We start from the raw sequence: 19,557 nt of genomic DNA on the forward strand, positions 1-19,557 counted from the left end.
ACGGTCTCTGTCCATGCCCTGCCGGGCGATTCCGGCGGCAACGAAAGGCCAAGGCGGAGTACTCCGCCGCCATCGCAACCCGGAATGACCGGAACAATCCGTGACGGCGGCACTGGTAACGGGTGACAAAGGCCCAATTGCCTGCATAGCTTAAGCCGTAAGGGGTAAGCCGACCGGCGGAGGCCCCGCATGCGCCCCACATCCGGCAGTTCATGTCCGCATCAGTTATCGACATGCTTTCAGGCCGCTCACCCTCAGCCGTCCTGCCGCGGCCGGGATTGACCGTGTGCGTCCTCCTGGCCCTCCTGCCTGCCGTCTGGCCCGGCGGCTGGTCTGGCGGCTGGTCTGGCGCGGCGAAGGCGCAGACCGTGCCTCCACCGCTCCATTCGGCCGAGCTGATGGCGCCCGACCTGCCCAAGCCGGCAACCCCCGCCGTCCGCGCCATCGAAACGCCCACGGCTTGCGCCGACCACGAGCCTGCGGGCAAGCCGGTGCTCGACGCGCTGTTCGGCGGGGATGCCGCCTTCGCGGAACTGGCCCGCGGCAACCCGGCGGAGGCCTTCCGCTGTTCCAGCCTGTTTCCCGGCGAGGCGGCGCTGGCCGCCCTGCGGGAGGCGGTGATGCTCGCCCCCTTCGACGCCGTGGGTGCCGCGGACCAGCTGTCCACCCGTCCCGGCGGTGCGGAGATCATCGCGCGGGCGCTGGACATCGGGCTGCTGACGCGCTCGCTCGACAGCGGCCTGCCCTTCTACGAGACGCGGCACGAGCTGCGCAAACGCCTGGCCAAGGAGCACCTGCGCCTGCTGGAAACCCAGGCGGCCAAGGCGCTGGCGGCAACCCTGGCGCGCGACCCGGCGCTGGTGGCGCCGAAGATCGGCGTGCTGCTGGACGACATGGTGGACGACCCGCCGGCCGACCGCTTCCGCATCACGCTGGCCCTGTCGTCGGAGGATCTGTTCGGACTGATCGCCCGGATCGGGCCGCAGCTCTACACCTCCTCGCTCGACGGGCTGGTCAATATCCTCCAGATCCAGCTGAAGCAGGAGCGGCGCGGCATCCTCGACCTTGCCCGCGGGGGGCGCACCCGGCCGCTGTGGGCGGATTTCTTCATCGCCGTCGTCGGCGGCGGACGGGCCGGCAGCCTGTTCGGCACCAACCCCGCCATCGCGCGGGAGCTGATGCGCGAGAGCATCCAGGCCCTGCTGCCGGCCATCCTGACGCCGCAGACACCGGCGACCAGCGGCATGCCGGATCCCGCGGTGGTCATCGGCGTGCTGGCCGACGCCATGGACCTCGACAACCGCGCGGTCCGCGCCGCGCTGGAGGACGAGCTGGCGGCCTGGTACCGCGACGCGGGCGAAAGCTCCGTCAAGGCGATGGCAGGGCTGGCGGGCAGCCTGCACGCGACGCGCCTGTCCGGCCGGCCGGCCACTCCCGCCTTCGAGGCGGAGCGGTTCCACCAGCGCCATACCCTGGGTGCGCCGCCGGTGCTGACCGCGGAGCGCCTGTTCCGCAACGGCCTCAACGTGCAGCGGATGACCTTCTACGACGATCCCGACGGGCGCGCGTCCTTCCGCGGCTTCCTGCGGCAGCACCGGATGCAGGGTTGGGCGCTGCACAGCCGGTCCGGCTTCGTCGTCGCCGTCAGCCCCGACCGCCATGGCCGCCGCATCGTCATCGTCGCCGACGTGCCCGGCGCCGGCGATGCCGGGCGGGCCGCCGCCTGGGACTGGATGGCGCGCGAGGGGCTGACCCCGTCGATCGTCGTCCACCGCGGCCACAGCTATCACGAGGACGGCACGATGTCGGAGATCGCGCCGGCCACGGCGCTGGTCTTCTGGGGGTCCTGCGGCGGCCACACGCGGCTCCGCGCCACGTTGGAGCGGGCGCCCGACGCGCTGGTCCTGGCGACGCAGAACATCGGCGTGTCGGCCGTCAACGAGACGTTGCTGGGCATCATCGAGGAACGGCTGCTGGCGGACGGCACCATCGATTGGAACGCGGTGTGGACCGACGCCCGCGCCCGCATCCGCGACCGCCGGTTCGCCGCCTACAAGCGTCCCGACCAGGATTCGGCCAACCTCGCCTTCCGCGCCTGGCGGGTGCAGGCGGCCTTCCCTTAACCCGCACCGGCAGGGCATGGCTGAGTTTCGCCCGCGCCGCTTGCGGCGGAACCGCGCGCATGGTGCTGTGGTGCACCCGATTGTTGCCCACCCCCGTTGTCGAGGCCCCAGACCATGACGTGGCAGACGCTCGCCTTCTTCTTCGCCACCGCCTTCGTGATCTCGATGACGCCGGGGCCGAACATGCTGCTGGCGATGAGCCTTGGCCTGCGCTTCGGCGCGCGGCGCGCCGCCTGGGGCGGGGCCGGCATGTGCGCGGCGCTGGCGGTGATGGCGGCGCTGTCGGCCTTCGGACTGGGCGCCCTGCTCTCCACCTCCGTGCTCGCCTTCGAGATCGTGCGCTGGGCCGGCGTGGCCTATCTGACCTGGCTCGGCATCGCCGCGTGGCGGGCGCCGGTGGAGCCGGCCGGAAGCCGCGACGCCGCGGCCTCCGCCACCGGCGAAGGGTCGGCGGTGCGGCTGTTCCTGCGCGGCGCCCTGGTCGCCTTCAGCAACCCGAAGGCGCTGGTCTTCATGGGCGCCCTGTTCCCGCAATTCATCGATGCCGGCGCGCCTCTGGCGCCGCAGCTGATCGCCCTTGTCGCCACCATGGTGGTGATCGAGTTCGGCTGGATCATGGCCTATGCCACCGGCGGCGACCGGCTGGCGGCGAGACTGACGACGGTGTCGGCGGCGAAGTCGCTGAACCGGCTGACCGGCGGCCTGATGATCGGCGCCGGCGGCCTGCTGGCGCTCGCCCGCCGGGTCTGACGCACCGGCCCCGCCTCCCTCCCGTTCTTCAAAAGAAAAGGGCCGCGCAAATGCGCGGCCCTGAAGTTTAGGGAGGAAACGCCCCGAGAATGGGCAAGGCCAAGATATGCTGCGCCGCACACGAACTGGTATTACCAATGCTGAATGGTAGCCATGCGTTGCGGGAATGGCCCTATGCAGCAATATGCATTGTCAGCAATAAGGTCCGGCTCTCGGTTACAAAAATTTCATAGAACCGCCGCGCTCGAGTCATCGCCCGCCCTATTAATGCATCGGTTTGCCACATCCCCCGAAGGGTTAACCCAGGGGTGGTGTGGCGGTGCGAAACCCGCGGTCGAGGAATGGTGCGATGGCGATCCCAGTCCTGCGCAGCTTGACGCTGAAGCAGGCGATTCATGCGGTCCTCGCCGCTTTCGTCATCGGATTCGCCATCACCGCGGTGGAGTTCGCCTGGACCGCCTCACGCGAGCGGGCGATGGCGCTTGCCCGGATCGAGGAGGCGGCCGCTCTGGTGGAGGGGCCGGCCGCCACCGCCGCTTGGCTGATCGACGGCGATCTGGCCGGGCAGGTGCTGGACGGCATGGTGCGCGCGAATGCCGGCTGGGCGGAGATCCGGCTGGGGGACGGCACGCTGCTGGCCCTGCGCGAACAGGCGGCCCCGCCGCCGACGCTGCTGGAACGGGCGGCGACCGCGCTGCTCTTCACCGACCGGCCGGTCCTGGTCCATGACCTCCCAGTCCCCGCCGCGGGCAGCCGCCGTATCGTCGGCCGGCTGGCGGTCGGGATCGACACCGGGCGGGCGGCGGCCGGCTTTCTCGCCTATGTCTCGGCGGCGCTGGTTGCGGGGACCTTGCGCAACCTCCTGATCGGGCTGGCGATGGCGGCGGTGTTCCACCGGCTTTTGACCCGCCCGCTTCTGCAGATCGGCCGCGCGGTGGCGCGCATCGATCCGGAGAAGCCCTATGGGCAGCCGTTGGTCGTGCCCCGCGGCCATGCCGACGACGAACTCGGCTTCGTCATCGCCCGCTTCAACCACACCCTGACCCTGCTGGAGCAGGAGCATGACGAGTTGCGCCGGCTGGCGACCCGCTGCCCGTTGACCGGGCTGGCGAACCGCGCACTGCTGCTCGACCGGCTGGACCATGCCATCGATCTGGCGGAGCGTTCGCGGGCTCCTGGCGCCGGCCGGCTGGCAGTGCTCTATGTCGACCTCGACCGCTTCAAGCGGGTCAACGACAGCCTGGGCCACGGTGTGGGCGACCTGCTGCTCTGCCGGGTGGCGGAACGGCTCGGCGCCAGCGTCCGGCGCTGCGACACCGTCGGCCGGCTGGGCGGCGACGAGTTCCTGGTGGTGCTGGAGCGCGTCGCCGACGGCGAAGAGGCGGCGATGGTGGCGCAACGGCTGCTGGACGGGCTGTCCGCCTTGCGGGAGGTGGGCGACCACCGCGTCCATGTCACCGCCAGCATCGGCATCGTCCTTCACCCTGTGGACGCTGCGGCCGGCGGGGGTGCCGCGGACGGCGCCGGGCTGATGCGGATGGCCGATTCGGCGATGCAGGCCGCCAAGACGGCGGGCGGCAACCGCTTCGTCTTCCACACCCGCGACATGACCGACCGGGCCGAGACCCGCCTGCGGCTGGAGGCGGGATTGCGCGAGGCGGTCGCGGCCAAGTCCTTCGAACTGGTCTACCAGCCGAAGATCGAGGCGGCAGCCGGCCGGCTGACCGGCTTCGAAGCGCTGATCCGCTGGCGGCACGAGGGGGCGGCGATTTCCCCCGCCGATTTCATCCCCGTCGCCGAGGACACCGGCCTGATCATCGAGATCGGCCATTGGGTGCTGGAGGAGGCGTGCCGGACCTCCACCCGCTGGGCGCTGGACCACGGCCCGGTGCCGGTGGCGGTCAACGTCTCCGCCCGCCAGCTCGCCGATCCCGGCTTCGCCCGGTTGGTCGAGCAGGTGTTGCAGCGCCACGGCACCCCGCCCGACCTGCTGGAGCTGGAGATCACCGAAACCGTCATCATGAAGGACGTGCGCCATCACCTGCCGACGCTGAACCGCTTGCGGGCGTTGGGCGTGCGCATCGCCATCGACGATTTCGGCACCGGCTATTCCTCCCTGGCCTACCTGCGCGAACTGCCGGTGGACGTGCTGAAGATCGACCGCAGCTTCGTCAACGACTTGCCGCACGCTCCCGACATCGCCTCCACCGTCATCGCCCTGGCCCAGAAGCTGCTGCTGTCGACCGTGGCGGAGGGGGTGGAGACCGCCGAACAGCGGCACTGGCTGGCCGAAGCCGGCTGCAACTGCCTGCAGGGCTTTCTGATCTCGCGCCCGCTGTCGGCCGATGCCGCAGAGGCGATGGTGATGACGACCTTCGCCTGTGACGAGGTGCTGCCGCTGACGGCGTGACGGGAGCAGACGCCAAGTAACCTCTCGGAATCCGCCTAAATGGAATTCAGTTTCATTTAGCGGCTCCCCCTCGGTCCCAAGTTTCCGTCCGCATTCCGCACCATTTTGCCGATATTCGCCCACCCATTCACATCAGGATGGCCTGATATTCCGGACGAACAATTGCGGCGCCGGACGGCGTCTCCTTATGAGTATTTTCAAATAGAAAATATGACCGCATGGGAACGGATCGTTCTCCATTCGCCAAAAAGCACTCATAAAAGGAACGCCCGATGTACCGAGATCGCATTCGCCTGAAGTCGCTGTGGGGCAAGGTCGTGCCGGCGGAAGAGGCCGCCTTCCTGATCAAGGACGGCATGACCGTGGGCATGAGCGGCTTCACCCGTGCCGGCGACGCCAAGGCCGTGCCGCTGGCGCTGGCCGAGCGCGCCGCGTCCGAGAAGCTGAAGATCACGCTGATGACCGGCGCGTCGCTGGGCAACGACGTGGACCGCATCCTGACGGAGGCCGGCGTTCTGTCCCGCCGCCTGCCCTTCCAGGCCGACCCGGTGCTGCGCAAGGCGATCAACCGCGGCGAAGTGATGTTCGTCGATCAGCATCTGTCGGAGACGGTGGAACTGCTGCGCTCGCGCCAGATGGGGCCGGTCGACGTCGCGGTGATCGAAGCCTGCGCCATCACCGAAAACGGCGGGATCGTGCCGACCACCTCCATCGGCAATTCGGCGACCTTCGCCATCCTGGCCGAGAAGATCATCGTCGAGCTGAACCTGACCCAGCCGCTGGATCTGGAAGGGATGCACGACGTCTATATCCCGACGCGCCGCCCCTTCCGCGAACCGATCCCGGTGGTGACGGCGGAAAGCCGCGCCGGCCTGCCCTACATCCCGATCGACCCGTCGCGCATCGCGGCCATCGTCGTGACGCGAAAGCAGGACAGCTCCGCCAGCATCCTGCCGCCGGACGACGAGACCAACGCCATCGCCGGCCACCTGATCGAGTTCCTGGGTCGCGAAGTTCGCCAAGGCCGGATGGGCCGGTCGCTGGCGCCGCTGCAGGCCGGCATCGGCACCATCGCCAACGCGGTGCTGCACGGGCTGATCGACGGGCCGTTCCACGACCTTACCATGTACAGCGAGGTGCTGCAGGACAGCACCTTCGAGCTGTTCGACGCCGGCAAGCTGAACTTCGCGTCCGGCTCCTCGATCACGCTCAGCGCCGGGAAGTACGCCGAAGTGCTGCCGAAGATCGGCTCCTACAAGGGCCGGCTGCTGCTGCGCCCGCAGGAGATCTCCAACCATCCGGAGGTGATCCGCCGCCTGGGCGTCATCGGCATCAACACGGCGCTGGAGTGCGACATTTACGGAAATGTCAACTCCACCCACGTCAACGGCACGCAGATGATGAACGGCATCGGCGGTTCCGGCGACTTCGCCCGCAACAGCCACCTCGCCATCTTCGTCACCAAGTCGCTGGCCAAGGGCGGCGCCATCTCCAGCGTCGTGCCGATGGTCAGCCATGTCGACCACAACGAACATGACGTTGATGTGCTGGTGACGGAGATCGGGCTGGCCGACCTGCGCGGGCTGGCGCCGCGCGAACGGGCGGAGAGCATCATCCGCAACTGCGTCCACCCCAGCTACCGCGAGCTGGCTGCGGACTATCACCGCCGGGCGCTTCAACGCGGCGGCCACACCCCGCATTTGCTGGAGGAAGCCTTCGCCTGGCATACCCGCTTCCAGCAGACCGGCAGCATGATGCCGAAGCCGCTGGCCGCCGAATAGGACCCCTCAAAAACGGGCGGGCCGCGGAAATCCGCGGCCCGTCCCCGTTACCCATATGCCGTCATACGTGCTGCTCGCCATTGCGCTCCAAGTACAGGAGCAGGGCGGGGTAGTAGTGCTTGCGCTCGGACGAAATCTTCTCGCAGAACCGCCGGGCGGCACCGCTCTTGAGCCATTCCTCAAGCTGCCCATTTTCCCGCTTTTCCGCGACGATTGTGTCGATCGCGTCCAAAATCTTGTGAATCACCTCAGGCCTCGTCTTGTGCGAACCGGAGCGACGTCTTCGTCGCCCTCACAGTCTTATATGGCCCAGGTGATGGTGAATGGCCCTGCATTCTGGGAATGGCTGCGTGTTGCAATGCACAAAACGCATGTTCAAGCCCTCTCCCGCTCATCCTCCGACGGGCGGAGCGCCTGACCGGTTGGGCACAGGCGCAGCAGCACGCAGCGGTCGCAGGCCGGCGCCTGATAGTAGCAGCAGCGCTGGCCGTGCAGCATCATGACCTCGTGGTTGTCGTAGACTTGCTGGGCGTCCCAATCCTCCGGCAGTTGCGCCGACAACACCGCGTGGGAGGGGCCGACGGCGACGTTGGCGGGGATCAGGCCGGTGCGCACGGCGACGCGGTGGTGGTGGCTGTCCACCGGCAGCGCCGCCTGCCGCAGGGTGGAGAAGCTGAGCACCGCCGCGCTGGTCTTCGGCCCCACCCCCGGCAGTTCCTCCAGCCACGCGCGGGCCTCGGGCACCGGCATGCCGGACAGCAGGTCGAGCGACAGGCTGCCGACCCGCTCGGTGATCCGGCGCAGGATGGCCTGGATGCGCGGCGCCTTCTGCTCCGGCCAAGTGACGCCGGCAATCGTCGCCTCGACCTCCGCGACGGGCGCGTCGCGCACCGATTCCCAGTCGGGCCAGCGCCGCCGCAGCGCCTTGAAGGCGGCACCCGAGGCGGCATTCCGGGTGCGGTGCGACAGCAGCGACGACACCAGCTCGCTCAGCGGGTCGAGGCTGTGGAAATAGGCGACCGGGCAGCCATAGACGGTGCACAGCAGCCGGTGGATTTCGAGCGCCTTGTCGCGCAACGCAGCCGGGTCGGTCATGGAACCGACAACAGCCGAACCGGTAAGGCGTTACCGGTAAATCATCGGCTTCCGCTCAGCCCACCAGCCCGGACATCACCGCGCGCAGCTGCGCCGGCTTCACCGGCTTGTTCAGCACCAGACAACCGGCCGCCTTGGCCTCGTCCGCCAGTTCCGGCGTGCGGTTGGCGGTAACGATCACCGCGGGCAGGATGCGGCCGCAGGCGGCGCGCAGCCGCGCCACCTCGTTGACGCCGAGCGCGCCGTCGTCGAGGTGATAGTCGGCGATCAGTAGGTCCGGCGGCTGCGGCATGCCGGACAGCAGCGCCAGCGCCTCGTCGCCGTTGGTGGCCGACACCACGTCGCAGGCCCAGCCGCGCAGCAGCGCCTCCATCCCCGCCACCACGGCCGGCTCGTTGTCCAGCACCAGGACGGAGGTTCCGGCCAGCCGGTTGGTCATCGGCCGGGCGGCGATGCTGGCCGGGCGCACGGCGCGGCGCTCGGTGCCGCGCGGCACGGTGACGGCGAAGACAGAACCGCGGCCCGGCTCCGACCGCACGGTGATGGGGTGGCCCAGCATGCGGGCGACGCGGTCCACGATGGCGAGGCCAAGCCCCATGCCGCGGTCGCGCCCCTTGGTGACGGGGGTGTCGAGGCGGCGGAACTCCTGGAAAATCTCAGTGATCTTGTCGCGCGGAATGCCGGGACCGTTGTCCCACACCTCGATCCGGATGCCGTCGCCGGTCCGGCGGCAGCCGACCACCACCCGGCCGCCCTGGACATAGCGGAGCGCGTTCGACAGGAAATTCTGCACGATCCGGCGCAGCAGCCGCATGTCGCTGCGCACCACCGCTCCCGAAGCCACCACCTTGAGGTCGATGCCGCGCTCCGCCGCCACCGCGGCATATTCGGTGGCGAGCGGCGCCAGGATGCCGCGCAGCGGGAAATCGGTGACCTCCGGCGTCACCGCCCCGGCGTCAAGCTTGGAGATGTCGAGCAGCGCCGACAGCAGATCCTCCACCGACGCCAGCGCGACGTCGATGTTCTCCACCAGTTCGATGTTGCCGGCCGGCTGCTCAAGGTCGGCCAGTGCCGAGACGAACAGGCGGGCGGCGTTCAGCGGCTGCAGCAGGTCGTGGCTGGCGGCGGCGATGAAGCGGGTCTTCGACAAATTGGCCTGGTCAGCTTGGGATTTCGCCTGCTGAAGCTGGTCGTTCAGCATCATCAGCGCGGATTTCTCCGCCTGTTCGGACTCCCGCCGCCGCTCCTCCTCCCGCTTGATGACGGTGATGTCGGTGTAGACGCCGACGATGCCGCCGTCGCGGGTCCGCCGCTCGTTCACCTGTATCCAGCGGCCGTCCGACAGCCGGTTCAGGAAGACGCCCTTCAGGTCGTGGCGGTGCTCCATCCGCTCGCGCAGCCAGACATCGGGCGGCGGCTCGCTGACCGCGCCGGCGCCGGCGACCATGGCGACCAGATCGTTGAAGCGGATGCCGGCCTGGATGCGGCCCGCCACCGAGGGCCAGTAGGACAGGTATTTGCGGTTGCACAGCACCAGCCGGTCGGCGGAGTCGAACAGGGCGAACCCCTCGTTCACCGACTCGATCGCCTCGAACAGGCGGGTGCGCATGGTGTCCGCCAGTTCCTTGGCGCGGGCGAGGTCGCGGTTGCTGTCCTCCAGCTTGTGCAGGGCGCGTTCCAGCTCCAGCGTGCGTTCGCGGATCTTCTGCTCCAGCACGATGGCGGTCTGGAACAGCGAGAAGGCGCCGCCCTGGAAGTCCATCGACCGCTCGACGCGGTCCATCAGCACCTTGTTGATGCGCTGGAGCTTGGCGTTCTCGCGCTCCAGCTCGGCGATGCGGTCGGCGGGATCGATCGTCCCGGCGGTCAGGCCGCGGGTGGGGATGCCGGCCATGGCTTAGCGCCCTCCGATGGCGACGCCCGTGAAGGTCTGGTTGACGTGCATGCCGTTCACCTGTTCGCCATAGGCGCAGAATCCGACAACCCGGTGACGGGCCAACCGTTCCGACATCACCGCGTTCAATTGCCGCTGCTCCATCTCCAGCCGGCGCAGGATGCAGTCGCAGCCGAGGATCAGGTCGGGCGCGCCGACCTCCGCCTCGATGCCCTCGATCAGCCCGTCGAAGTTGGACACCGGATCGACCCCCTCCGCCACGGTCAGGACGATGCCCTCGTCGATGGCGCAGAAGAAGGTCAGGCTTTCGTCGTCGTTCACCTTCTGGATCGAGCGGACATGGTATTGGCCGCCGACCCGCACCACGACCGGATGCGAGGCGAAGATCATCGGGGTCAGCGGCTCCCCCTCCAGCCCGACCAGCCGGGCGTATTCGCGTCCGGCCGGTTCGGCATTGATCTCGTGGACGATGCGGTGCTGCGGATCGGCGCCGGTGACCACCATCTTGCGGTCGGAACTGACGAAATGCTGGGTGCGGAAGACGGTGAAGGGGCGGTTTGTGGTGAACAGCGCCACCACCGCCGCGTTGGGGTGGAAGGCACCCTCATGGAGGACGAAGGTGCGTTCGAAATGCAGGTCGTCGCCCGCCGACGCACCGAACAGCGGGATGTCGATCAGCGCGTTGTGCAGTGCGCTGACCACCGTCTCCTCGCTCATCGACAAGCCGTCGATCAGCAGCATGGCGAAGCTGCGGGCATCCTCGCCCAGCGGCACCGGCCGCGAGGCCATGGCGCGGTCGCGGCGGGACAGCAGGGAGCGGGCGATGGCCGTGCTGTCGGCGATCTCGAAACGGTCGACATGGTCGACCAGCGCCGTGACGACGCAGAAATCCTCGCTCGGGAAGCCCACCGCCACCACCGCGTTGGTGGTGTAGCCGCCGGGGCCGATCTCTCCCGCCGTGGTACAGCCGATGACCGGCACCATGCCGAACTCCGCCGCCAGCGCGTCGGCCAGGGCATGGCGGTCGTAACTGGGCGCGCAGAAGACGAGCACCAGTTCCAGCGCCACGTCGCCCAGCCCGGCTCGCAGCTCCCTTGCCGCCTCGTCGGGACGTTCGGCATGGGTGACGGCGCGCGGCATGCCGTCGCCGGTTGCCGTCCTCGCCGGCCCTCTCACGGAAGTCTCCCGTGCGGACATGGCTTCCCCCTGCACCTCCCGCTCCGTCCGCGGATGCGATCCGGCAAGGGTACTCCAGGGATGGCGGCGGGCAAGGCCAATCCGCGGGCCGGTGAAGGAGGACATGGTGGAGGATGGCTCCCCGGTGATGGTCTGTCAGAGAGTGTTTGCAGGCCGCGGATCGGAAAGTCCCGCCAATTCCTCATCCGTGAACAGGCGGGCCTTGGCGGTGAAGCGCACGCCGTCCGGCGCCTCGATCGAGAAGCCGCCGCCGCGCGCCTGGATAACGTCCAGGATGACCTGGGTGTTGCGCCACCATTGGAAGGTATCGTCGCCCATGCAGAAGGGCGCACCGGCGATGATGCCGAGACAAAGGTCGCGCTCGCCCAGGCGGAACTCCCCCAGCGGCAGGCAGAGCGGCGCCGACCCGTCGCAGCAGCCGCCCGACAGGTGCAGCATCAGCGAGCCGTGCTTGGCCGACAGGCGGTCCAGCAGGGCAACGGCTTCGGGGGTGGCGATGACGCGGTCCGTGGGCGTGGGGGCGGCTGGCATGGTGGTCCTTTATCACGAAACCACGCGGGGAAAGAAAAAAGGCCGGGGGACGCGCCCCCGGCCCAGGTTTGCCCGATAGGGAGGAGCGGGGCTCAGAAGAAGCCGAGCGCTTTCGGGCTGTAGCTGACCAGCAGGTTCTTGGTCTGCTGGTAGTGGTCGAGCATCATCTTGTGCGTCTCGCGGCCGATGCCGGACTTCTTGTAGCCACCGAAGGCGGCGTGCGCCGGATACAGGTGGTAGCAGTTGGTCCACACGCGGCCGGCCTGGATGCCGCGGCCCATGCGGAAGGCGCGGTTGCCGTCACGGCTCCACACGCCGGCGCCCAGGCCGAACTCGCTGTCGTTGGCGATGGCCAGCGCCTCTTCCTCGATCTCGAAGGTGGTCACGGCGACGACCGGGCCGAAGATCTCCTCCTGGAAGATGCGCATCTTGTTGTGGCCTTCCAGGATGGTCGGCTGGACGAAATAGCCGCCCTCCAGCTCGCCGCCCAGATGGGAACGCTCGCCGCCGAGCAGGACCTTGGCGCCTTCGGCCTTGCCGATCTCGATGTAGGAGAGGATCTTCTCCAGCTGCTCCTGCGAGGCCTGGGCGCCGATCATGGTGGCGCCGTCCAGCGGATGGCCCTGGGTGATCTTGGCGACGCGCTCCACCGCCAGCTTGATGAAGCGGTCGTAGATCGACTTCTGGATCAGGACGCGGCTCGGGCAGGTGCAGACCTCGCCCTGGTTCAGCGCGAACATCGCGAAGCCTTCCAGCGCCTTGTCCAGGAACTCGTCGTCGGCGGCCATCACGTCTTCGAAGAAGATGTTCGGCGACTTGCCGCCCAGCTCGACGGTCGACGGGATGATGTTCTCCGAGGCGTATTGCAGGATCAGGCGGCCGGTCGAGGTCTCGCCGGTGAAGGCGATCTTGGCGATGCGCTTGCTGGTGGCGAGCGGCTTGCCCGCCTCGATGCCGAAGCCGTTGACGACGTTGACGACGCCGGGCGGCAGCAGGTCGCCGATGATGTCCATCAGGACCATGATCGCCATCGGGGTCTGCTCGGCCGGCTTCAGCACGATGCAGTTGCCGGCGGCCAGCGCCGGGGCCAGCTTCCAGGCGGCCATCAGCAGCGGGAAGTTCCAGGGGATGATCTGGCCGACGACGCCCAGCGGCTCATGGAAGTGGTAGGCGTAGGTGGTGTGGTCGATCTCGGCGATCGAGCCTTCCTGGGCGCGGATGCAGCCGGCGTAGTAGCGGAAGTGGTCGATGGCCAGCGGAACGTCGGCGGCGCGGGTCTCGCGGATCGGCTTGCCGTTGTCCAGCGTCTCGGCCAGCGCGATGACCTCCAGCCGCTCTTCCATGCGGTCGGCGATCTTCAGCAGGGTGTTCGAGCGCTCGGTCGGCGAGGTGCGGCCCCAGGCGTCCTTGGCCTTGTGGGCGGCGTCGAGCGCCAGTTCCACGTCGGCGGCCTGGGAACGGGCGACCTCGCACAGCGGCTTGCCGGTAATCGGAGTCAGGTTGGTGAAGTATTGGCCGTCCACCGGAGCCACCCACTGGCCGCCGATAAAGTTGTCGTAGCGGGGGCGGAGCGCGATCTGCTTCTGGAGCGTGTCGAGAGCCTGGTGGAGCATTTGGGCCGTTCCTCTCAGTGTGGCGAACCGGACAGGTCCCCGGTCCAGCGCGTTTGTCTGCGCCATTCAGCCACTCTGGGAGGTGGAGGGTAAATTGTACTATGGAAGGAGAAGATCGGGTGGAGGGATTGTTCGTTCACCACCCGATCCCGCCACCCTCGGGACCGCCGCCCGCCGGGCGGCCGCTCACTCGGCGGCCGTTCACTCGGCGGGATGACGGCCCTCGACATAGCCCTTGCGCAGCTGCTCCTGATACCAGCGGCGGTGATGCTCGATGGCCCAGGCCTCGTCGACATCGCCGCTGCCCATTGCGTCGAAGGCGCCTTCCATGCCGATGGTGCCGATGTAGATATGGCCGATCACCACCGCGATCAGCACGGCCGCCAGCAGCCCGTGGATGACGTGCATGATCTGCATGCCGCCGATCCCGGTGAAGGCGAAGGGCACCATCAGCAGGTAGCCGGTGACCGCCATGCCGATCCCGCCCAGCACGATGCCCCAGAACACCCCCTTCTGTCCGGCGTTGAAGCGCCCGGCTTCCGGATGGTGGCCGCCGGCCTTGGAAAAAAGGCCGCCGCCGGTCTTGATCCATTGCCAGTCCGACTTTTCGGGAATGTTGTCGCGCATCCAGAGCGCCACGATCATCAGCAGCCCGACGACGAAGGGCACGCTGACGAAGTTGTGGATCGACTTGGAATATTCCGCCAGCGGCGTGAAGGCCTGATGGCCGATCAGCGGGATCAGCAGCGTCCGGCCGAAGGTGAGGACCACGCCGGTCAGCGCCATCGCCAGGAAACTGACCGCCGTCGTCCAATGGGCGAAGCGGTCCACCCAATTGAAGCGCAGGACCAGCCGGCCCGCCTTTCCGCCATGGATGCGGATGGTGCCGCGATAGAGGAAGAAGATCGTCAGCACGGCCGTCATGCCGATGGCCAGCCCGCCGATCGCCAGCCGCAGCGTGTGGCTGCGCCATTCCCGCCATTCCCGCCCTTCCGGCTGGACCAGCACCGCCAGCTTCTCGTCCGGAATGCTGACGCGGCCGATCAGCTTGTCGTCCTGCGGGACGTAGAGCGGCACCTGCTCCTTGGTGGTGGGCGAGTTGGGGCCGGGCGCCTGATAGAGCTGCGCTTGTGCGAAAGTCGGAGCGGCGAGCAGGACGATCAGCAGCAGGGCGTGCAGGGGGCGCAGAGTTGGGCGCATGGGTTGGGTCTCCCGGTTAGGCGACTTCTTGCTTCACTTGCCCCCACCTAACCTCCCCCGCTGGGCGGGGGAGGGACTGCCGCCGAACGCCGACAAAAGTCCAATCCCCTCCCCCGCCCAGCGGGGGAGGGTCAGGGTGGGGGGTATCGTCAGCCGACGCTCACGCCCCTCCCGTACCCGGCCCGCCGGGCGCGAAGGGGGAGCCGCGGTCGTTGCGGCCGTAGGCGGTGGACCAGCCCGGCGCGCCCGAGCCGTAGCCGCGGCGCAGCGAACGTTCCTGATAAATGTCGGCCAGCACCGCACCGTCGCCGCCCATCAGCGCGCGGGTGGAGCACATCTCCGCGCACAAGGGCAGCTTGCCTTCCGCCAAGCGGTTGGAGCCGTATTTCTGGTACTCCTCCACGCTGTTGTCGGCCTCGGGGCCGCCGGCGCAGAAGGTGCATTTGTCCATCTTGCCGCGGCTGCCGAAATCGGTGGTGCGTGGGAATTGCGGCGCACCGAACGGGCAGGCGTAGAAGCAATAGCCGCAGCCGATGCACAGGTCCTTGCTGTGCAGCACCACCCCGTCCGCGGTCTGCAGGAAGCAGTCGACCGGGCACACCGCGGCGCAGGGCGGGTCGTTGCAGTGCATGCAGGCCATGGAGATCGACCGCTCGCCCGGCTTGCCGTCGTTCAGCGTGACCAGCCGGCGGCGGTTGATGCCCCAGGGGACCTCATGCTCGTTCTTGCAGGCGGTGACGCAGGCGTTGCACTCGATGCAGCGTTCGGCGTCGCACAGGAACTTCATCCGGGCCATGTTCTACCTGCTTCCCTGTCGCGTTCCGCTCACGCCGGCTCGACCCGGCAGAGGGTGACCTTGGTTTCCTGCATGAAGGTGACGGGGTCGTAGCCGTAGGTCGTCACCCCGTTGACCGGTTCGCCCAGCACGATGGGGTCGGTGTTGGGCGGGTAGTTGCTGCGCAAGGACTCGCCCTGCCAGAAGCCGGAGAAGTGGAAGGGCATGAACACCGTGCCGCCGCCGACGCGCTCCGTCACCAGCGCCTTCACCTTGGCCTTGCTGCCGTCCTCCGGCCCATAGACCCAGACCCAGGACCCGTCCTTGATGCCCAGCCTTTCGGCGTCCTTGGTGTTGATCTCCACGAACATCGACTGCTGCAACTCGGCAAGCCAGACGTTGGAGCGCGTCTCCTCGCCGCCGCCCTCGTATTCCACCAGCCGGCCGGAGGTCAGCACCATGGGGAAGCGCTGGCGCAGGTCGCTGTCGGCCACCTTGAACTGCAGCGAGCGGGCAAGCTGGACCAGACGGAAATCGCGGCGGTCCTCGACGGCGGGGAAGGCCTTCACCAGATCGGGGCGCGGGGAATAGATCGGCTCGCGGTGGATCGGCACCGGGTCGGGCAGGTTCCAGGCGACGGCGCGGGCCTTGGCGTTGCCGTGCGGCACGCAGCCATGCTTCAGCGCGACGCGGATGATGCCCATCGACAGGTCGGTCTGCCAGCTGACATTGTCCACTTCGGCTCCGCCGATGGCCTGGATGACGCGCATCTCCTCCGGCGTCAGATCCTTGTCCCAGCCCAGCTTCTTCAGCACGGCCATGGTGAATTCGGGATAGCCGTCCTCGATCTCCGACCCCTTGGAATAGGAGCCGTCGGCCAGCAGCGAGACGCCGTTGCGCTCCACCCCGAAGCGGGCGCGGAAGACGCCGCCGCCGTCCATCACATGCTTGGAGGTGTCGTAGAGCACCGCCGATCCCGGATGCCTGATCTCCGGATGGCCCCAGCTGGGCCAGGGCAGGCCGTAATAGTCGCCGGCACAGGGGCCGGAGGCGGCCCGCATGGTGATCTTGTCGAAATCGGCCTGATGCTTCATGTGCATCTTCAGCCGTTCCGGCGACTGGCCGGTGGCGCCGATGGACAGGCAGCTGCGGTTCATCTCGCGCAGGATATCCTCCGGCACCGGACGCGTGTTCTCCACCGTGATGTGCTTGAACATCTCGTCGGCGAAGCCCAGCTTGCGGGCCAGCAGGTAGATGATGGTGTAGTCGTCCTTCGATTCGAAGATCGGCTCCACCACCCTCTCGCCCCACTGCATCGAGCGGTTGGAGCAGGTGCGCGACCCGTCGGTCTCGAACTGGGTGCAGGCCGGCAGGATGTAGGTGCCGTTGCGCCGCTCCTTGATGGCGGCGAAGGTGGTCGGGTGCGGGTCGGCGATGACCAGAAGGCTGAGCTTCTCCAGCCCCTTCACCATCTCCGGCATGCGGGTGACGGTGTTGCCGCCATGGCCGAAGCACATCATGGCGCGCAGGGGGCTGGGCTGGTCGATCTCGCCCGGCTTGGCCAGCACCGCATCGAACCAGCGCGTGGTCGGGATGCCCTTGGCCTCCATCAGCTCCTTGGAGCCGAATCGGCTTTTCAGATAGTCGTACTCGACGTCCCAGGCGCGGGCGAAATGCTTCCACGCCCCTTCGGCCAGCCCGTAATAGGCCGGCAGCGTGCTGACATCGAGGCCGAAGTCGGTGGCGCCCTGCACGTTGCAGTGGCCGCGGTAGATGTTGGCGCCGCCGCCGGCCACGCCGATGTTGCCCAGCGCCAGCTGCAGGATCGACAGCGCGCGGACGTTGGCGGTGCCCACCGTGTGCTGGGTGACGCCCATGCACCAGATGACGGTGCTGGGCTTGCTTTTCGCAATCACCTCCGCCACCCGGCGCAGCTGGGCACCGGGAACGCCGGTCACCCGCTCCACCTCCTCAGGCGTCCACTTCTTCACCTCGGCGCGGATCTCGTCCATGCCGTAGACGCGCTGGCGGATGTATTCCTTGTCCTCCCAGCCATTCTCGAAGATGTGCCACAGCAGGCCCCAGGCGATCGGGATGTCGGTGCCGGGGCGGATGCGGACATATTCGGTGGCGTGCGCGGCGGTGCGGGTGAAGCGCGGGTCGATGACGATGAAGGGGGCGCGGTTGTGCTCCTTGCCGCGCAGCATGTGCTGCATCGAGACCGGATGCGCCTCCGCCGGGTTGCCGCCGACGATCAGCAGCGCCTTGGAGTTCTGGATGTCGTTGTAGCTGTTGGTCATGGCGCCGTAGCCCCACGTGTTCGCCACGCCGGCGACCGTGGTGGAATGGCAGATGCGCGCCTGATGGTCGACGTTGTTGGTCCCCCAGAAGGCCGCCAGCTTGCGGTAGAGATAGGCGCCTTCATTGGAGAACTTGGCGGAGCCCAGCCAGAACACGGCGTCCGGCCCCGACGCCTGCCGGATGTCCGCCAGCTGGTTGCCGATCTCCTCGATCGCTTGGTCCCAGCTGATGCGCTGCCACACGCCGTCGACCAGCTTGAGGGGATATTTGACCCGCCGGGTGCCCTTGGTCAGCTCGCGCACCGATGCACCCTTGGCGCAGTGGGTGCCCTGGTTGATCGGGCTTTCCCAGCCCGGCTCCTGCCCGACCCAGACGCCGTTCTGCACCTCCGCGATCACGGTGCAGCCGACCGAACAGTGGGTGCAGACGTTCTTGCGCGTCACCACCTCGATGTTCGGCAGGATGGGACCCGCCTCCGCCTTGCGGATCATCGCGCCCGGCAGCGCGCCGACGGCGGCGATGCCGCCCGCGGCAAGGCCGGACCGGCGCAGGAAGCCGCGGCGGCTGACGCCCGATTCCAGGCTGTCGGCCAGCGCCCCGAACAGACCGGAGCTCTTGCCGCGCGCCGCTTTCGCTGAGGACCGTTTGACCAGCATTGGAACTCTCCCGGCCACTCTAGAGGCGGTTCAGCGCGTAGAAGCGCTTGACGTGTTCGGTTTCGCGGTAGCGGGCCTTCACCTGCTCCTGCGGCGATTCCATGGCCTGCGCTTCCTCGCCACCGGGCAGCACGGTGGCCGCGGCAGCCCCGGCCGCGCCCAGGCCGAGCGTCTTCAGGATGTCGCGGCGCTGCAGGGGATTGCGCGCGGGTTCTGGCGGCGTCTTCATGCGTCGGCTCCCTCCAGCTGGCCAGGATGTCTGGCCAGCGCTTCGTCTTCGATCTCCAGGAACAGGCGGCCGATGGCGCCGACCGGGCGATAGAGGGCGGCGGCCTCAGCCGTTTCCAAATCCTGGAAGAATCGCCCGGCCCAGGGCGTCAGATGGCTGTCCAGCATGTGCCGCTGCACGGCCGGATCGGCCCCTTCGCGGATCAGCACGGCCATCACGTCGCAGAGCGCGGCGATGTGGTCCTCCGGCTCCGACACGTCGGGCGCGCGCTCCAACCCCAGCGCCTGCAGGTCGGCGCGCAAGGCCGACAGCGGCCGGTCGGTCAGGAAGCCGGTGCGGTAATAGGAGGCATAGGGGACCAGCTCGCCCTGGACGACGCCGATGAACAGCGCGTTGAACTCCCGCTCCGCCTCCTGCGGGCTGGTGGCGCGGGCGCGGGACGCGAGGTCGTCGAAGGCATGGCCGATCGCGGTGGCGTCGCCCGTGAGGTCGCCAAGCAATCCCAGCAGGTCGGCGGAGGGCGGAGCCGCCAGCGCCAGTGCCAGCAGCCGGTAGACGTCGGCGCGCAGGCCGTCCGCGCCGCTTTCCGGATCATGAACCGTCATCGCACTCCCGCAAGCCGCTCCCGACAAATCGCGAAGGCCATGGCTGGCCCAGACTGGGATAACGGTCCGCGGGGGCAAAGGTTGCCTTATCCGGTCGAGGTTACCCGGCCGGTGTCATCCTTTTCCCACCCGCGGCATCACTTCTGCGGACGGCCGGAGAAGTTGCGGTGCTCGACGGACGCCTCTTCCCCCACCCGCGCGCCGACGGAGGCGAAGGTCTCGTCGGCGGTTCGGGCGAACAGGGTCGGCAGGACTGCCCAAGTGCCCGCGGCCAGGACCACGATGGCGCAGAGCGCGGCGAGGAAGGCTTTCATCGACGGTTCTCCAAACAACGCCCGACTGAGCGAACTCCCGGATGAGCGAACTCCCGGATGAGCGAACTCCCGGATGAGCGAGG

16 protein-coding genes are annotated in these 19,557 nt (G+C 68.3%); 4 read left to right on the top strand and 12 right to left on the bottom strand.

Annotated elements, in window-relative coordinates; all coding sequences use genetic code 11:
* Positions 1–284: 284 nt before the first annotated feature.
* From ACWPKK_RS26615 to ACWPKK_RS26630, 4 genes are all read left to right on the top strand, one after another.
* Positions 285–2,123: a hypothetical protein gene (locus ACWPKK_RS26615; RefSeq protein ID WP_452010441.1), complete on the top strand. Its 1,839-nt coding sequence runs from the start codon at positions 285–287 to the stop codon at positions 2,121–2,123.
* Positions 2,124–2,237: 114 nt separating this feature from the next.
* Complete coding sequence (locus ACWPKK_RS26620) at positions 2,238–2,873, top strand: LysE family transporter (protein ID WP_310115428.1); 636 nt, start codon at positions 2,238–2,240, stop codon at positions 2,871–2,873.
* Positions 2,874–3,222: 349 nt separating this feature from the next.
* On the top strand, positions 3,223–5,283 hold the full coding sequence (locus tag ACWPKK_RS26625; RefSeq protein WP_452010444.1) for a putative bifunctional diguanylate cyclase/phosphodiesterase: 2,061 nt from the start codon (positions 3,223–3,225) through the stop codon (positions 5,281–5,283).
* Between the two features lie 272 nt (positions 5,284–5,555).
* Positions 5,556–7,064: an acetyl-CoA hydrolase/transferase family protein gene (locus ACWPKK_RS26630; RefSeq protein ID WP_452010447.1), complete on the top strand. Its 1,509-nt coding sequence runs from the start codon at positions 5,556–5,558 to the stop codon at positions 7,062–7,064.
* A gap of 61 nt (positions 7,065–7,125) precedes the next feature.
* On the opposite strand, the gene ACWPKK_RS26635 is transcribed toward ACWPKK_RS26630, so the two are convergent.
* The 12 genes from ACWPKK_RS26635 to ACWPKK_RS26690 form a co-directional block, all read right to left on the bottom strand.
* Positions 7,126–7,311: a hypothetical protein gene (locus ACWPKK_RS26635; RefSeq protein WP_452010449.1), complete on the bottom strand. Its 186-nt coding sequence runs from the start codon at positions 7,309–7,311 to the stop codon at positions 7,126–7,128.
* A 128-nt stretch (positions 7,312–7,439) separates the two neighbouring features.
* The gene (locus tag ACWPKK_RS26640; protein WP_452010452.1) at positions 7,440–8,159 is read right to left on the bottom strand and encodes an endonuclease III domain-containing protein; all 720 of its coding nucleotides are present in this window, start codon (positions 8,157–8,159) and stop codon (positions 7,440–7,442) included.
* A 55-nt stretch (positions 8,160–8,214) separates the two neighbouring features.
* Positions 8,215–10,053, bottom strand: coding sequence for a NahK/ErcS family hybrid sensor histidine kinase/response regulator (locus ACWPKK_RS26645; protein WP_452010455.1), 1,839 nt, complete (start codon positions 10,051–10,053; stop codon positions 8,215–8,217).
* A gap of 3 nt (positions 10,054–10,056) precedes the next feature.
* Positions 10,057–11,229 (bottom strand): nitric oxide-sensing protein NosP, encoded by a 1,173-nt coding sequence (gene nosP / locus ACWPKK_RS26650; protein ID WP_452010457.1) that lies wholly within the window; start codon positions 11,227–11,229, stop codon positions 10,057–10,059.
* A gap of 156 nt (positions 11,230–11,385) precedes the next feature.
* Complete coding sequence (locus ACWPKK_RS26655) at positions 11,386–11,781, bottom strand: DUF779 domain-containing protein (protein WP_452010459.1); 396 nt, start codon at positions 11,779–11,781, stop codon at positions 11,386–11,388.
* Between the two features lie 92 nt (positions 11,782–11,873).
* Entirely contained in the window at positions 11,874–13,394 is a 1,521-nt protein-coding gene (gene adh, locus ACWPKK_RS26660) for an aldehyde dehydrogenase (RefSeq protein WP_452010461.1), read from the bottom strand.
* A gap of 201 nt (positions 13,395–13,595) precedes the next feature.
* Complete coding sequence (locus tag ACWPKK_RS26665; RefSeq protein ID WP_452010464.1) at positions 13,596–14,594, bottom strand: formate dehydrogenase subunit gamma; 999 nt, start codon at positions 14,592–14,594, stop codon at positions 13,596–13,598.
* 160 nt (positions 14,595–14,754) lie between these two features.
* Positions 14,755–15,390, bottom strand: coding sequence for a formate dehydrogenase FDH3 subunit beta (gene fdh3B, locus ACWPKK_RS26670; RefSeq protein WP_014189539.1), 636 nt, complete (start codon positions 15,388–15,390; stop codon positions 14,755–14,757).
* A gap of 29 nt (positions 15,391–15,419) precedes the next feature.
* A complete protein-coding gene (locus tag ACWPKK_RS26675) occupies positions 15,420–18,326 on the bottom strand; it encodes a formate dehydrogenase subunit alpha (RefSeq protein ID WP_452010467.1) in 2,907 nt (968 codons plus the stop codon).
* A gap of 19 nt (positions 18,327–18,345) precedes the next feature.
* Positions 18,346–18,555: a twin-arginine translocation signal domain-containing protein gene (locus tag ACWPKK_RS26680; protein WP_014189537.1), complete on the bottom strand. Its 210-nt coding sequence runs from the start codon at positions 18,553–18,555 to the stop codon at positions 18,346–18,348.
* Entirely contained in the window at positions 18,552–19,160 is a 609-nt protein-coding gene (locus tag ACWPKK_RS26685) for a TorD/DmsD family molecular chaperone (protein ID WP_452010470.1), read from the bottom strand. Before ACWPKK_RS26685 ends, ACWPKK_RS26680 begins: the two co-directional genes overlap by 4 nt.
* A gap of 137 nt (positions 19,161–19,297) precedes the next feature.
* The gene (locus ACWPKK_RS26690) at positions 19,298–19,474 is read right to left on the bottom strand and encodes a hypothetical protein (RefSeq protein ID WP_324870869.1); all 177 of its coding nucleotides are present in this window, start codon (positions 19,472–19,474) and stop codon (positions 19,298–19,300) included.
* Positions 19,475–19,557: the final 83 nt, after the last annotated feature.

It is taken from the genome of Azospirillum largimobile (assembly GCF_977007025.2).

Coding starts and splice junctions, on each gene's coding strand:
- ACWPKK_RS26630 (WP_452010447.1), top strand. CDS start 5,556: ATGTACCGAGATCGCATTCGCCTGAAGTCGCTGTGGGGCAAGGTCGTG.
- ACWPKK_RS26655 (WP_452010459.1), bottom strand. CDS start 11,781: ATGCCAGCCGCCCCCACGCCCACGGACCGCGTCATCGCCACCCCCGAA.
- ACWPKK_RS26640 (WP_452010452.1), bottom strand. CDS start 8,159: ATGACCGACCCGGCTGCGTTGCGCGACAAGGCGCTCGAAATCCACCGG.
- ACWPKK_RS26680 (WP_014189537.1), bottom strand. CDS start 18,555: ATGAAGACGCCGCCAGAACCCGCGCGCAATCCCCTGCAGCGCCGCGAC.
- ACWPKK_RS26625 (WP_452010444.1), top strand. CDS start 3,223: ATGGCGATCCCAGTCCTGCGCAGCTTGACGCTGAAGCAGGCGATTCAT.
- ACWPKK_RS26665 (WP_452010464.1), bottom strand. CDS start 14,594: ATGCGCCCAACTCTGCGCCCCCTGCACGCCCTGCTGCTGATCGTCCTG.
- fdh3B (WP_014189539.1), bottom strand. CDS start 15,390: ATGGCCCGGATGAAGTTCCTGTGCGACGCCGAACGCTGCATCGAGTGC.
- adh (WP_452010461.1), bottom strand. CDS start 13,394: ATGCTCCACCAGGCTCTCGACACGCTCCAGAAGCAGATCGCGCTCCGC.
- ACWPKK_RS26620 (WP_310115428.1), top strand. CDS start 2,238: ATGACGTGGCAGACGCTCGCCTTCTTCTTCGCCACCGCCTTCGTGATC.
- ACWPKK_RS26690 (WP_324870869.1), bottom strand. CDS start 19,474: ATGAAAGCCTTCCTCGCCGCGCTCTGCGCCATCGTGGTCCTGGCCGCG.
- ACWPKK_RS26645 (WP_452010455.1), bottom strand. CDS start 10,053: ATGGCCGGCATCCCCACCCGCGGCCTGACCGCCGGGACGATCGATCCC.
- ACWPKK_RS26675 (WP_452010467.1), bottom strand. CDS start 18,326: ATGCTGGTCAAACGGTCCTCAGCGAAAGCGGCGCGCGGCAAGAGCTCC.
- ACWPKK_RS26685 (WP_452010470.1), bottom strand. CDS start 19,160: ATGACGGTTCATGATCCGGAAAGCGGCGCGGACGGCCTGCGCGCCGAC.